At 63.1% G+C, this 14,288-nt stretch carries 11 protein-coding genes; 6 read left to right on the forward strand and 5 right to left on the reverse strand.

Translation table 11 applies throughout. The features are described 5' to 3' along the window. The first annotated feature begins 76 nt into the window (after positions 1–76). Positions 77–1,702: an AMP-binding protein gene (locus FJW08_RS01940; RefSeq protein ID WP_140808446.1), complete on the forward strand. Its 1,626-nt coding sequence runs from the start codon at positions 77–79 to the stop codon at positions 1,700–1,702. Then, the gene (gene kynA, locus FJW08_RS01945; RefSeq protein ID WP_140808448.1) at positions 1,699–2,535 is read left to right on the forward strand and encodes a tryptophan 2,3-dioxygenase; all 837 of its coding nucleotides are present in this window, start codon (positions 1,699–1,701) and stop codon (positions 2,533–2,535) included. The genes FJW08_RS01940 and kynA overlap by 4 nt, the downstream gene beginning before the upstream one ends. Positions 2,536–2,606: 71 nt before the next feature. Here the strand turns inward: kynA and kynU are convergent, their stop codons facing one another. Genes kynU through FJW08_RS01965 form a run of 4 tightly spaced genes read right to left on the reverse strand, consistent with a single transcriptional unit; the run spans position 2,607 to position 6,642 of the window. Next, the gene (kynU, locus tag FJW08_RS01950) at positions 2,607–3,854 is read right to left on the reverse strand and encodes a kynureninase (RefSeq protein ID WP_140808877.1); all 1,248 of its coding nucleotides are present in this window, start codon (positions 3,852–3,854) and stop codon (positions 2,607–2,609) included. Positions 3,855–3,888: 34 nt separating this feature from the next. Beyond that, complete coding sequence (locus FJW08_RS01955; RefSeq protein ID WP_140757450.1) at positions 3,889–4,812, reverse strand: ABC transporter permease; 924 nt, start codon at positions 4,810–4,812, stop codon at positions 3,889–3,891. Positions 4,813–4,817: 5 nt separating this feature from the next. Continuing rightward, positions 4,818–5,597 (reverse strand): ABC transporter ATP-binding protein, encoded by a 780-nt coding sequence (locus tag FJW08_RS01960; RefSeq protein WP_140808450.1) that lies wholly within the window; start codon positions 5,595–5,597, stop codon positions 4,818–4,820. A 58-nt stretch (positions 5,598–5,655) separates the two neighbouring features. Then, entirely contained in the window at positions 5,656–6,642 is a 987-nt protein-coding gene (locus FJW08_RS01965; RefSeq protein ID WP_140808452.1) for an ABC transporter substrate-binding protein, read from the reverse strand. A gap of 153 nt (positions 6,643–6,795) precedes the next feature. Between FJW08_RS01965 and FJW08_RS01970 the strand changes: the two genes are divergently transcribed. Together FJW08_RS01970 and lexA are read left to right on the forward strand one after the other, a co-directional pair. Beyond that, positions 6,796–7,569: a GntR family transcriptional regulator gene (locus FJW08_RS01970; RefSeq protein WP_140808454.1), complete on the forward strand. Its 774-nt coding sequence runs from the start codon at positions 6,796–6,798 to the stop codon at positions 7,567–7,569. Positions 7,570–7,979: 410 nt separating this feature from the next. Continuing rightward, positions 7,980–8,723, forward strand: a complete 744-nt coding sequence (gene lexA / locus FJW08_RS01975; RefSeq protein WP_140757454.1) for a transcriptional repressor LexA — start codon at positions 7,980–7,982, stop codon at positions 8,721–8,723. Here lexA and FJW08_RS01980 read toward each other — a convergent pair. After that, the gene (locus FJW08_RS01980; RefSeq protein ID WP_140808456.1) at positions 8,717–11,170 is read right to left on the reverse strand and encodes a ComEC/Rec2 family competence protein; all 2,454 of its coding nucleotides are present in this window, start codon (positions 11,168–11,170) and stop codon (positions 8,717–8,719) included. The genes lexA and FJW08_RS01980 overlap by 7 nt on opposite strands. Positions 11,171–11,273: 103 nt before the next feature. On the opposite strand from FJW08_RS01980, the gene gltX reads away from it, so the two are divergent. After that, positions 11,274–12,698 carry a glutamate--tRNA ligase gene (gltX, locus tag FJW08_RS01985; protein WP_140808458.1) on the forward strand — a complete coding sequence of 475 codons (1,425 nt, stop codon included), beginning with the start codon at positions 11,274–11,276 and terminating at the stop codon, positions 12,696–12,698. A gap of 199 nt (positions 12,699–12,897) precedes the next feature. Then, entirely contained in the window at positions 12,898–14,220 is a 1,323-nt protein-coding gene (gltA, locus tag FJW08_RS01990) for a citrate synthase (protein ID WP_140808460.1), read from the forward strand. The last annotated feature ends 68 nt before the right edge of the window (positions 14,221–14,288 follow it).

Below are 14,288 nucleotides of genomic sequence, written 5' to 3' on the forward strand. Positions count from 1 at the left end.
GACAGGAATTCAGATCCACCGCCTCTGGTCACGTGTCCAGCACGCTGGCCGGGCAGCAGATAGGGACAGCGGCGACATGCTTGGGCCTTCAGCGCATACCGACACGTTCACGCGCGATCATCTGCCGCCGCCCGAGCAATGGCCGGACTTCCTGCTCGACGGCTTCGACTATCCAGAACACCTCAACGCCGGTGTCGAACTGACCGACAGGCTGGTCGAGAAGGGCCTCGGCGACCACACCGCCCTGATCGGCAATGGCCGTCGCCGCACCTACAAGGAACTGTCAGACTGGACGAACCGGCTCGCCCATGCGCTGGTCGAGAATTATGGCGTCGAGCCGGGCAACCGGGTGCTGATCCGCTCCGCCAACAACCCGGCAATGGTCGCCTGCTGGCTGGCCGCCACCAAGGTCGGCGCTGTCGTCGTCAACACCATGCCCATGCTGCGCGCCGGTGAACTCACCAAGATCGTCGACAAGGCCGAGATCACGACCGCGCTCTGCGACACCAGGCTGATGGACGAGATGACCGCCTGCGCCAAGGACAGCGCGTTCCTGAAGCAGGTGATCGGCTTCGACGGCACCGCCAACCATGACGCCGAACTCGACCGCGCCGCCCTCGATAAGCCTGTTACCTTCACCGCCGTCAGCACCGGCCGCGACGATGTCGCCCTGCTCGGCTTCACCTCGGGCACCACGGGCGTGCCGAAGGCTACCATGCATTTCCACCGCGATCTCCTGATCATCGCAGATGCCTACGCCCGTGAAGTCCTGCAGGTGACGCCCGACGACATCTTCGTCGGCTCGCCGCCGCTCGCCTTCACCTTTGGTCTCGGCGGGCTCGCCATCTTTCCCCTGCGATTCGGCGCGGCGGCGACGCTGTTGGAGCAGGCGACGCCGCCCAACATGATCCACATCATCGAGACCTACAAAGCGACCATTTCCTTCACCGCGCCGACCGCTTACCGGGCCATGCTGAAGGCCATGGACGAAGGCGCCGACCTGTCATCGCTGCGCGTTGCCGTTTCCGCCGGCGAGACCTTGCCGGCTCCGGTCTTCGAAGAGTGGACACGAAAGACCGGCAAGCCGATCCTCGACGGCATCGGCGCCACCGAAATGCTGCATATCTTCATCTCCAACCGCTTCGACGACAGGAAGCCGGCTTCGACCGGCAAGCCGGTCGGCGGCTACGAGGCGCGCATCGTCGACGACGAGATGCGCGAGGTGCCGCGTGGCGAGACCGGACGGCTGGCGGTGCGCGGTCCGACCGGCTGCCGCTACATGGCCGATGACAGGCAGAAGGATTATGTGCGCGACGGCTGGAACCTCACCGGCGACACCTTCACGCAGGATGAGGACGGCTTCTTCCACTTCGCAGCGCGTTCCGACGACATGATCGTCAGCGCCGGCTACAACATCGCAGGCCCCGAGGTCGAGGCGGCGCTGCTGTCGCATCCCGATGTCGCCGAATGCGCGGTCATCGGCGCCGAGGATGGCGAGCGCGGCCAGATCGTCGAGGCGCATGTCGTCTTGGTACAAGGCGTCGCGCCGGACGCGATGACCGTCAAGCGCCTGCAGGACCACGTCAAGACAATCATCGCGCCCTATAAATATCCGCGATCGGTCAAATTCATCGCCGCCCTGCCCAAGACCCAGACCGGCAAGATCCAGCGCTTCCGGCTGCGCACGGAGAAAATCAATTGAGCGAGCCCTACGATCCGGCGTCCGAAGGTGCTGAGATGTCGTTCAACGAACGCATGTCCTACAGCGACTATCTGCACCTGGAGAAAGTGCTCGACGCGCAGGCGCCGCTGTCGTCGGCGCATGACGAGATGCTGTTCATCATCCAGCACCAGACATCGGAACTCTGGATGAAGCTCGCCCTGCATGAGATTGGCGCGGCGATCCGCTCGATCCGTGCCGATCGGCTCGAGCCGAGCTTCAAGATGCTGTCGCGCGTCGCCCGCATTTTCGAGCAGTTGAACAATGCCTGGGACGTGCTGCGCACGATGACGCCCAGCGAATACACCGAGTTCCGCGACGCGCTCGGCCAGTCCTCGGGTTTCCAGTCCTGGCAGTATCGCGCCATCGAGTTCATGGCCGGCAATCGCAATCTCGCCATGCTCGGGCCGCACAAGCACCGGCCGGACCTCAGCCAGAAGCTGGAGGTGATCCTGGCCGAGCCGTCGCTCTACGACGAAGCGCTGCTGCTTCTGGCGCGCAACGGCTTCGATATTGGCGCGGACGCAAAGCGCACGGACTGGCGCGAGGCGCGAACGGAGAACGAAGAGGTCCTTGTAGCCTGGCAGACGGTGTACCGCGATCCGCAACGCTACTGGATGTTCTACGAACTGGCCGAGAAACTGGTCGATTTCGAGGACTACTTCCGCCGCTGGCGCTTCAACCACGTCACCACGGTCGAACGCATCATCGGCCTGAAGCGCGGCACCGGCGGCACATCGGGCGCCTCCTACCTCAAGAAGATGCTCGAGGTCGTCCTGTTTCCGGAACTCTGGAACGTCCGTACCCGGCTTTGAACTCTTTGTTTTGACGCAATTCCCGTGGGAAAACCGCATCACAGGTTTCCCACAGGAATTGCGCCGACTTTTCAGGTCACCGCCGTCTTGACCGCGAAGCGCGCATCCTTCCAGGCGCCGGTGCGCAGGATATCTTCCAGTACCTCGACCGCCTGCCATACATCGGCGTAACGGACATAGAGCGGCGTGAAGCCGAAGCGGATCGTCGACGGCGCACGGAAATCGCCGATCACGCCGCGCTCGATCAGTGCCCGCATCACCTGGTAGCCGTGCGGATGGAGGAACGACACCTGGCTGCCGCGCTGCTTGCCGTCGCGCGGGCTTTCCAGCTCCAGGCCGTAGGCGCCGCATCTGGTTTCGACGAGTTGGACGAACAGATCGGTGAGTGCAATGCTCTTCTTGCGCACCGCCGCCATGTCGACATCGTCCCAAAGGTCCAGTGCTCCCTTGAGCGCCCGCATCGACAAGACAGGCTGCGTGCCGCACAGAAACCTGCGGATGCCGCTGCCGGCCGCATAACCCTGTTCGAAGGCAAAGGGCCGCGCATGGCCCCACCAACCGCTGAGCGGCTGCTGGACTCTATCGTGATGACGTTCGGCGGCGTAGATGAAGGCTGGCGCGCCCGGACCGCCATTGAGATATTTGTACGTGCAGCCGATGGCGAAATCCGCATTGGTGCTGTCGAGTTCGACCGGCAAGGCGCCGGCCGTATGGCAGAGATCCCAGACGATCAGCGCACCGACCTGATGGGCCTTGCATGTCAGCGCCGCCATGTCGCGCAGCTGGCCGGATTTGTAATTGACATGGTTGACCAGGATGACCGCAACGCGCTCGTCGATCAGTTCCTCGATAGTCGGCGCATCGACGCCCTCGAGCCGCAGCACGGTGCCGGGCCGCGTCGAGGCCACGCCTTCGGCCATATAGAGATCGGTTGGAAAACTGTCGCCCTCAGCGACGATGACCGACCGGTCCGGCCGCATGCCAAGTGCGGCATGCAGCACCTTGTAGATGTTGATCGAGGTCGTATCGCAGACCACCGTCTGACCGGCCGCCGCACCGATCAGCCGTCCCAACTGGTCGCCAAGCGCGACCGGCATGTCGAACCAGCCGGCGGTGTTCCAGGCGCGGATCAAATCCTGCGCCCACTCCTGCGTCGCTGCCTTCTGCAGCTCGTTGAAAATCGCGGGTGCCGCGGCGCCGAGCGAATTGCCGTCGAGATAGATGACGCCTTCCGGCAAAATGAACCGGTCGCGCATGGCACGCAGTGGGTCCGCCGCGTCCATGGCTTCGACGGCTGCTAGATCGAGCGTTGCGTGCATGATCTGTGACATTCCCTGGTTATTCACGTCCTGGTTACTCACGAATGGCTTCGCGTACCGGTGCGGCTCCCCGGCTGCGCTTCAGGCTGGGCAAGGCAAGCATGGCCAGCACGAACAGGCCCGTTGCAAGCTTCAGATCAGGCGGCGGCATGCCGGCGGCGAGGCAGAACGACACCAGCTGGTAGTAGATGATCGCGCCGGCGAAGGGCGCCAGCAACTGACGCCAGACCGTCTGCTTGCCGACGACGGCCTCGCCGATCATCAGCGCGGCAAGGCCATTGATGAGAATTCCCAGGCCCATATTGACGTCGGCGAACCCCTGCGACTGCACCATCAGCGCGCCGCTTGAAGCCGAAAAAGCGCTCGCCAACCCGACACCGCCTATGGTCGCGGCCCAGACATTGATGCCTTGCGCCTCGGCCATGTCAGGATTGGCGCCCACGGCGCGCACGGCAGTCCCCTTCTCGGTCCTGAAGAACATGTAGAGCAGCATGAAGGCGACAAGCGCGAGAAGGCCCGCGACGGCGATCTTGCTGGCGGGGAAACCCGGCCGCGCGAACGGCACCCAGTCGAACACCGTCGGCGACCCGAACACGGAGAGGTTGGACTTACCCATGATCCGAAGATTGATGCTGTAGAGCATCGTCATCATCAGGATGCCGGCAAGAAGCGTGTGGATGCGGAAGCGCAGATGGATGAAGGCAGTGCAGCAGCCCGCCGCAAAGCCGGCAACGAGGGCGGCAGCGATGCCCATCAGCGGCGATGCGCCGGCGGCAAGGAGAACGCCGCAGACGCAGCCGCCCAGCGGAAAAGCGCCTTCGCTGGTGAGATCGGGAAAATTCAGCATCCGAAACGGGATCATGATCCCGAGCACGACAAAGGCCAGGATCAGGCTTTGCGCCAGGGTGACCGGCATGATCGCGACGAAGCTGGTGAGAACGTCCTCGATAAAGCCCATGATGATCAGCTCGCCAGCAGCATGCGGTCGGTCTTGACGGAGAAATGGCCGATCAGATCGATAACCGTGACCCTCGCCTTCTCTTCGCCTGTGACCTCCAGGAGGACACGGCCGGCGTCGAGCATGATCACCCGGCTGCCATAGTCGACGGCGTGTTGCATGTTGTGGGTCACCATCAAGGTCGTCAGCTTCAATGCGCTGACGGCGCGCACCGTTGCCTGCATGACGATCTCGGCCGTGCGCGGATCGAGTGCCGCGGTATGCTCGTCGAGCAGCAGCAGGTCCGGCGATCCGCCGACTGCCATGATCAGAGACAGGGATTGCCGCTGCCCGCCCGAGAGCAGGTCGACGCGCGTGCCGAGACGATTTTCGAGGCCGAGACCCAGTATCGATAGGCGTTCCCTGTAGGACGCAAGCCGGGTGGCGTTCAGGCCCTGGCGCAAAGTGCGCTTGCTGCTGCGCAAATCAGCCAGCAGCATGTTTTCCGCGACCGTCATGCTGGCGGCGGTACCGCGCATCGGGTCCTGGAACACCCGAGCCAGCTTCGCGGCGCGCTTGTGCACGGGCATGCCAGTCACATCGGTGCCGTTGATCAGGATCTGGCCGGAATCGAGGATCAGGGCGCCGGAAATGGCGTTGAGCATGCTGCTCTTGCCGGCTCCGTTGGAGCCGATGACGATGCCGAACTCGCCCGTGGCAAGCGACAGGCTGAGACCGTCCAGCGCGACCTTCTCGTCGGCCTGGCCCTTGTAGAACACTTTGCGCGCGGATCGGATCTCGAGCATCGTTCCTCCCTGACCTCAAGGTGACGGCGTCCGCGCCGTCACCCTCACAGCCCCGATGTCAGTCGACGATGCAGCCGCAATCGGCCATCGAAGCCGGTATCTCGATGCCGAACGCCGCCATCGCCTTGCGCGAGATCGTCGCCATGTGGTCCTTGTAGGCAGGACGTGACGGCGCGATCGTCTTGGGATCCTTGCCCCTTAGGATTTCGGCGGCGATGTTGCCGGCGTTGATACCGACCTGCGTGTAATTGACCGCGAAGCTTGCCGGCACGGTGCCGTTGCGGACCGCGCTGTCATCGGAATTGACGACCGGAATACCGGCCTGGCGGGCGGCCGCGGAGACAGCGGCGATCGCCGGCTGGATCAGGTTCGAAGCCGGGCCGTAGATCACGTCGGCCTTGCCGGCAAGCGAAGCGATGCGCTGCTGGATGTCATTGACGTTGTCGATGCCGACTTCCACGACCTCGAAGCCGGCGGCGGGTGCCGCCGCCTTGATCTTTTCGACCAAGGCAACGTCGTTGGCCTCGCCCGGATTGTAAGGCACGCCAAAGCGCTTGGCGTTCGGCAGCAGCTTCTTGGTGAAGGCCATTACCGCGGCGACGTCCTGCAGGTCGCTGGCGCCGGTCATGCCTTCGTCTCCGGAGTCCCATGACGGTACCAGCTTGGCCGCCACCGGATCCGTGACCGCGGCAAAGACGATCGGAATGCCGGAGCCCGCGAGCGCCTTCTTGGCGATCTGCGAGACCGGCGTGGTGATGGTGTAGATCAGCTTGGGCTGCTCCGCTTGCAGCTTGGCGATCATCTGCGGCACCAGCGATGCATCGAAATTCGTATGGCTCTCCGTATAGACGACGTCCTTGCCCTCGACGAAGCCATTATCCGTCAGCGCCTTCTTGAAGCCGGCTATAGCGGCGTTGAGCTGGGGGTGCTCGCCGAAATTGGCAATGCCGATGCGTATCTGATCGGCAGCGGCAGTACCCGCGCTCACCATCAATGCGCCGGCCAGGAACAAACCCGACAACCAAGCGGATTTCGACTTCAACATCATTTCCTCCCAGATTTGATCAGCGCCGCTTGGAGCGCGGCTACTGCGGCGATCATGGTCAGTCCGCCGGCCCGTGTCAAATATTATATATAATTCTTGCCATGCTCCGACATCATATATAATTTTTCTCTGCCAGACGACGGATGGACCGCGATGCAGGATCAAACCAGCTCCACAAAGACGGAGGCAGCCTATCAGCTGTTGCGGCGCGATATCCTGACCACGCGCCTCATGCCCGGCGCCCCGCTCAAGCTGAGTGCGCTGCGCGGTACCTACGGCGTCGGCTGGACGCCGTTGCGAGAAGCCTTGTCGCGGCTCGAGGCCGAACGCCTAGTCACCGCCATCAGCAATCGCGGCTTTACCGTGGCTCCGGTGTCGCGGGCCGAACTGGAGGATCTGGCGCGCGCCAGGATGGTGGTCGAGATCCCCCTGTTCCTCGAAGCGATGGAGAAAGGCGGCAAGGAGTGGGAGGATGCTGTCGTCACCGCCCACTACCGGCTCTCCCGCTGCAAGACCGCGGTCGACGATCCCTCGGATGCGGCCGTCGACAAATGGGACGAGAACCACGAGGCTTTCCATGCGGCGCTACTGAGCGCCGCCACATGCGACTGGCTGCTGCGTTTCCGCTCGACAATCTCGGATCAGCTGCGCCGGCACCATCGCTTTCTTGGTCTGGCGCCGACATTGCGGGCCGCGGCTGGCCTCAAGGATGGCTATGAAGCGGCGATGAAGGCACTGCGCGAAGCGATTGCGATCGAACACCATACCGCGATCATGGAAGCGGCACTCGATCGTGACGTCGAGCGGGCCAAGGCGCTGATGACGGCGCATATCGGCTACACCCTGCGTGTCTACGTCCACAGCGAAGACAGCGGCGCAACCGAATACGCTGCCCGCGCCGGCAGCTCGAAAGCGAGTTCGGGATGACTTCAGCGCTCCTGCGACGCCTGTTCGCACGCACTTGATCGGGGCCGGCCGGACGCCTGGATCCATCGCTGCCCGAAGCTACGATCGTTGGCGTTTTGATTTCGTTTCGTTCCGCGAATGATGGATCCACAATTTTTACGATCCACCCCCGGAAAAGCCCTCCAAAAGACTGATGCCAAGCCTCGGCGGAGGATGGGCCACAGCCCATTAACCAAAACGATTTCAATGTGCTTGCCGACGGCGGAAAAGGTCGATTGCCGTCCGCTGTCGCGGGCAAAAAACTTCAGATGCCTTAACAAATTCATTAAACTTTAAACGGTTGCGGAACACAACTGGAACAGATAGTGTTTGTTCTGGGTTTGTTTTTCGATTCTGGTTCAGACCTTTCGTTCAATGCCTTGGGGGCCGCCATGCTGACACGCAAGCAACATGAACTGCTGATGTTCATCCACGAACGGCTCAAGGAAAGCGGGATACCGCCCTCCTTCGACGAGATGAAGGAAGCGCTCGATCTTGCCTCCAAGTCGGGGATCCATCGCCTGATCACGGCGCTGGAGGAACGCGGCTTCATTCGCCGGCTGCCCAACCGGGCGCGCGCGCTGGAAGTGCTGCGGCTGCCGGACTCGATCGCGCCGGGCCTCAATGCGGCGAAGAAGTTCTCGCCAAGCGTCATCCAGGGCAGCCTTGGCCAAGGCGGTCTCGGCCGCCAGATCAGGCCGGCGGCGGCGCCTTCTCGCCTGCCGGCGGCCGGTAACGACGACGATGCGGTTTCAGCCGTGTCCATTCCGGTCATGGGCCGTATCGCCGCCGGTGTGCCGATCGATGCCATCCAGCATCAGACGCATTCGATTTCGGTGCCGCCGGACATGATCATGGGCGGCGAGCACTATGCGCTGGAGGTCAAGGGCGACTCGATGATCGAGGCCGGTATCTTCGACGGCGACACGGTCATCATCCGCAATGCCGATACGGCAAGTCCGGGCGAAATCATCGTGGCGCTGGTCGATGAGGAGGAAGCAACGCTGAAGCGGTTTCGCCGCAAGGGCGCTTCGATCGCGCTCGAAGCCGCCAATCCAGCCTACGAAACACGCATCTTCGGGCCAGACAGGGTCAAGGTGCAGGGCAAGCTGGTCGGGCTGATAAGACGCTACTGAACCGGTTTGCCATCGGGTTTGTCAGGCTTTTTATAGGGCGGCAGCCCCCTCGCCTCGCGTGAGAATTTTCGCTGCTCGTGCCAGGGCCGGTATGGTCCGTCGACGGCGAATTCGATCGCAGCCGGGCTCGTGGCCGACTGGGGATCGAAGAAGACGGCGGCACTCCCCTTGCGGGCGAGTTGCCGTTTCGTGACGACGAGAACCAGCGGATTGTGGCAGGCGTCATAGGCGGTAGCGTCATTGACGACGATCAGGTCGGCGAAGGCGCAGGCCTTCCAGGTGTTCTTGCGATCCTCGACATAGGCGATGATTGCGCCGGATGGGTGCCTGGCAAGACACAGGCCTTCGCGGCAATAGAACGGCGATCCCTGCGGCAGGTCGGTGGGACTAGCGATGTCGAATTGCCCGTCCGTCTTGTCGAACATTTCCGGTTTGACGATTGATTCTGAGACCAGGGCGCGTTTCCAGTTTTCGGCTGCGAATTCGTTCGGACGTTCCCGGTTGACGGCCAGTTCGCCATTGCCGATCGGCAATGCGACCAGCCGCGCATCTTCCGAGATCAGCACATCGGGCGTGCGCGTGTGCGACACGGTCAACAGGCCGGCAAGCGCGAATGGCAGCGCGGCAAGCCGCAGCCAGGTCGTCGCCATCGTCGCGATGACCAGCGCGACGGTGACCAGCAGCACGGATTGCTGCGAGATCAGCCCGACCCCATCGATCGGAGAGCGCTCCGATATCCACGCCGATACGGCGATCATCGCCGTCAGGCCCTTGCCCATGAGGTAGAGAGCCGGCCAATCCAACCCGAACGGCATCAGCAACGCGCTGGCGACAGCCAGGAACATCACAACCGATACGATCGGCATGACGGCCAGATTGGCGAACAGGCTGAGCGGCGACACCCGCTGGAAATGCCAGATGGCAAACAGCGCCGTTGCGCTGCCGGCGATGATGGATGTCACGGCCAATCCACCTGTCGCCAAGAGGAACTTTCGCGTCAGGAACCCGGGCAGGGATCGCTTTGGCGGCGGTGGCCTCGTCTTTCCCGCATGGTGGTCGGCCCAGCCGGCATAGGCGCCTACCAAGGCCGCTGTCGCAGCGAACGACATCTGGAAGCTCGGGCCGACGACCTCGTGCGGGGAAACCAGGATGACGGCGATCGCCGAGATCGCCAGGTTGCGCATGGTCAGTGCCGCGCGATCGAACAAGACGGCGGCCAGCATCACCGCCAGCATGATGAAGCTGCGCTCGGCGGCGACGACGACGCCGGAAATGACGAGATAGGCGGCGATAGAGAAAAGTGCGGCGGCGGCCGCGTATTTCTTCACCGGCCGGCGCGCGGAAAAGCCTGGAAACAGCGCGAAGACGCCGCGTAACAGACCCATGATGGTGCCGGCCACCAGCGCCATATGCAGTCCCGAAATGGAGATGATGTGATAGATGCCGGTACGCCGCATCGCTTCGTTGATTTCATTGGGAATGCCGGCGCGCACGCCAACGATCAGCGCCGCCGCGATCTCGCCTTCGGCGCCGCCAATGCTGCCCCTGATATGGTCGGCGATGGCTTCGCGGGCATCTTCGATGCCAGAAAAAAGGCGTGCCGGCAGCGGCATCTCACCGTCGTCGGCGGAGACAACGGTTGGATTGCCGAGAAAGAAGCCGCTGCCGCCGATGCCGGCGAAATAGCTCTCGAAGGAGAAGTCGTAGCTGTCCGGCCGCACCGGACCGGTCGGCGGCAGCAGTTTGGCATAACCTGTGACAAGCGAGCCGGCGGTCATTTCCGGCGGTATCTTGCGTGCCGAAAGCCGGACCCTTTCCGGCGCATAGCGCAGTTTCGGGCGGGCCGTCGAAATCACGTCCATGGTCAGCCGGATGCGGCCGGTCTCCATTTCTTCGATCGAGACCACGCGGCCGGTCAGCTGCGTCGATATCTCCGAGCCCAGCATCCGGGTTCCGGCTCGCCATGTTTCGACCTTCGCCGCGAGCAGGCCAAGCACACACAACAGCACTGCCATGAAACACAGATGGGTTTTCGGCCAAGAGCGGGAGACGAATGCACAGATCGCCGCCAGCATCACGGCAGCGACGGGCCTTGCAAAATCGGGCTCGGACGCCAGCGAAAAGTAGCCGATCGCCCCAACGGCCAGGCAGACCGGCACCAGCAGGAAGGCGATGCCCCGGTCGAGTTCCAGCTCCGCCGCCTTGGCCACGCCGTGACGCAGGCGAGGCAAGGCAATCAGGCCGATTTGCCGGCGCACGCGCACAATCCCGCGCGCGGCGGGAGACGGAGTTGGCGCCGGGCTGTCCGCCTGCGGCGGCTGGATTGCGGGCGCAGCCACGAGCGGCGATGGCAGTGGGATCGCCGGAGGCGTTGTAAACAGGGACCGCTCGCTGACGCCGACAATGGCGCCCTCGCCCCGATCCGAGCCCCGGCCTCGTCCAGTCATCGGGTCTGCCCCTTGCGCCCTCGACACCCTATGCTACATGAACGCGCGACGCGCGAAAGTCCGCGCACTCCGCACCCAGCTTCAGACGTTTTCCGAGAGTTTCATGCCCGACAAGGTCATCACCCGTTTTGCCCCCTCGCCGACCGGCTATCTGCACATCGGCGGCGCACGCACGGCGCTGTTCAACTGGCTCTATGCCAAGCACACCGGCGGCACGATGCTGTTGCGTATCGAGGACACCGATCGCGAGCGCTCGACCGAGGCGGCCACATCAGCCATTCTGGACGGACTGACCTGGCTCGGCCTGTCATGGGACGGTGAAGCGGTCTCCCAATTCGAGCGCGCGCCGCGCCACCGGGAGGTCGCCGAGGAACTGGTGCGGCTGGGCAAGGCCTATTACAGCTACGAGACTTCAGCCGAGCTCGAGGCGATGCGCGAGGCGGCCCGCGCCAAGGGCCTGCCGCCTCGCTATAACGGCCACTGGCGTGACCGCGTCCCGTCGGAGGCGCCCGCCGGCGTCAAGGGCGCCATCCGCATCAAGGCACCGACCGAGGGCGAGACGGTGGTGCAGGACCGGGTCCAGGGCGAGGTGCGCTTCCCCAACAAGGATCTCGACGATTTCATCATCCTGCGCTCGGACGGCAACCCGACCTACATGCATGCCGTCGTCGTCGACGATCACGACATGGGCGTCACCCACATCATCCGTGGCGACGATCACCTGACCAACGCCGCGCGCCAGACCGTGATCTACAACGCCATGGGCTGGGACGTGCCTTCGATGTCGCATATCCCGCTCATCCATGGCGCCGACGGCGCCAAGCTGTCGAAGCGCCATGGCGCGCTGGGCGTCGAGGCCTACCGTGCCATGGGCTATCTGCCGGAGGCGCTGCTCAATTACCTGGCGCGGCTCGGCTGGAGCCATGGCGATGACGAGATCATGTCGATCAAGGACATGATCTCCTGGTTCGATATCGGCGACGTCAACAAGGGCGCGGCGCGCTTTGACTTCGCCAAGCTCGAGGCGCTGAACGGCGTCCATATGCGCCGCATGGCCGATATCGAATTGTTCGACATCTTCATCGCCACCTTGCCTTATCTGGAGAGTGGCCCGGCGATGGCGGCGCGCCTCGACGAGAAGAACAAGGCGCAGTTGCTGGCAGCGCTCCCAGGCCTGAAGGAGCGCGCCAAGACGCTGGTCGAGCTCGTCGACGGCGCCGGCTTTCTGTTTGCCACGCGGCCACTGCCGATCGACGACAAGGCGGCTCTCCTGCTCAATGACGATGCCCGCAAGATCCTGCGTGGCGCTCACGAAGCTTTGAATGCGCTGTCCGGCGACTGGACAGCGGCCACGGCCGAGGCCGCGATCCGCGACTATGCGCTGGCCGGCGGCTACAAGCTTGGCGCCGTGGCCCAGCCGTTGCGGGCCGCTTTGACCGGTAAAAGCACCTCGCCAGGCGTCTTCGACGTGCTGGCCGTGCTGGGGCGCGAGGAAAGCCTCGCGCGCATAGCGGATCAAATCGATTAGGAGAAAACTGGCCCAAGAAGAAACTGGCCCAAGAAGATTGGCATTGAAAGGCGCGTTTCGCAGTGCAACATTAGGCCCTGGCCCAATCTGGCACGCACCTCCTAAAATGCGGTGGCGACTACGCGCATTGCGGTGATTTCGACGTGTCGCTCTGCGGAATTTGCCTTTGCCGGCATGAGGAAACAAGAAGGAGTTTGCAATGACCGAAGCTGCGAAAAAACTGGATATGGGCGGCCAGGAGGCCACGGCAACGCTGGAATTCGCCGGCAAGACCCACGAATTCAAGGTGCGAAGCGGCTCGGTCGGACCTGACGTCATCGACATCGCCTCGCTCTACAGCACCACCGGCGCCTTCACCTATGACCCCGGCTTCACCTCGACGGCAAGCTGCGAGTCGGAGATCACCTTCATCGACGGTGATGCCGGCATCCTCCTGCATCGCGGCTACCCGATCGACCAGTTGGCCGAACACGGCGACTTCCTCGAGGTCTGCTATCTCCTACTCTACGGCGAACTGCCCACCAAGGCGCAAAAGGACGATTTCGACTATCGCGTGACGCGCCACACCATGGTGCATGAGCAAATGTCGCGCTTCTTCACCGGCTTCCGCCGCGACGCGCACCCGATGGCGGTGATGTGCGGCGTGGTCGGCGCGCTATCGGCCTTCTATCACGACTCGACCGACATCTCCGACCCGTACCAGCGCATGGTTGCCTCCATGCGCCTGATCGCCAAAATGCCGACGATCGCGGCCATGGCCTACAAGTACCACATCGGCCAGCCTTTCATTTACCCGAAGAACGAGCTGAATTTTGCCGCCAACTTCCTGCATATGTGCTTTGCCGTGCCCTGCGAGGAATACAAGATCAACCCGGTGCTGGCGCGCGCCATGGAGCGCATCTTCATCCTGCATGCCGATCATGAGCAGAACGCTTCGACCTCCACCGTTCGTCTCGCCGGCTCCTCGGGCGCCAACCCCTTCGCCTGCATTGCCGCCGGCATCGCTTGCCTGTGGGGCCCGGCCCATGGCGGCGCCAATGAAGCGGCGCTCAACATGCTGGGCGAGATCGGCCATGTCGATCACATCCCGGAATTCATCGCCCGTGCCAAGGACAAGAACGATCCGTTCCGCCTGATGGGCTTTGGCCACCGCGTCTACAAGAACTATGATCCACGCGCCAAGATCATGCAGAAGACGGCGCATGAGGTCCTAGGCGAACTCGGCATCAAGGACGATCCGCTGCTCGACATCGCGATGGAACTGGAAAAGATCGCGCTGACCGATCCCTATTTCATCGAGAAGAAACTCTATCCCAACGTCGACTTCTACTCCGGCATCACACTGAAGGCGCTGGGTTTCCCCACCACCATGTTCACCGTGCTGTTCGCGGTCGCCCGCACGGTCGGCTGGATCGCGCAATGGAAGGAAATGATCGAGGATCCGCGCCAGAAGATCGGCCGCCCGCGCCAGCTCTACACCGGCGCGCCGGAGCGCGACTACGTGCCGATCGCCAAGCGCTGAGACAAGTTAGTGGTGAGTAGTGAGTAGTGAGATTGGAGGATGTGCTAACTCACTACTCACCACTCACT

This window comes from Mesorhizobium sp. B3-2-1, from assembly GCF_006439515.1.
Lineage (GTDB): Bacteria > Pseudomonadota > Alphaproteobacteria > Rhizobiales > Rhizobiaceae > Mesorhizobium.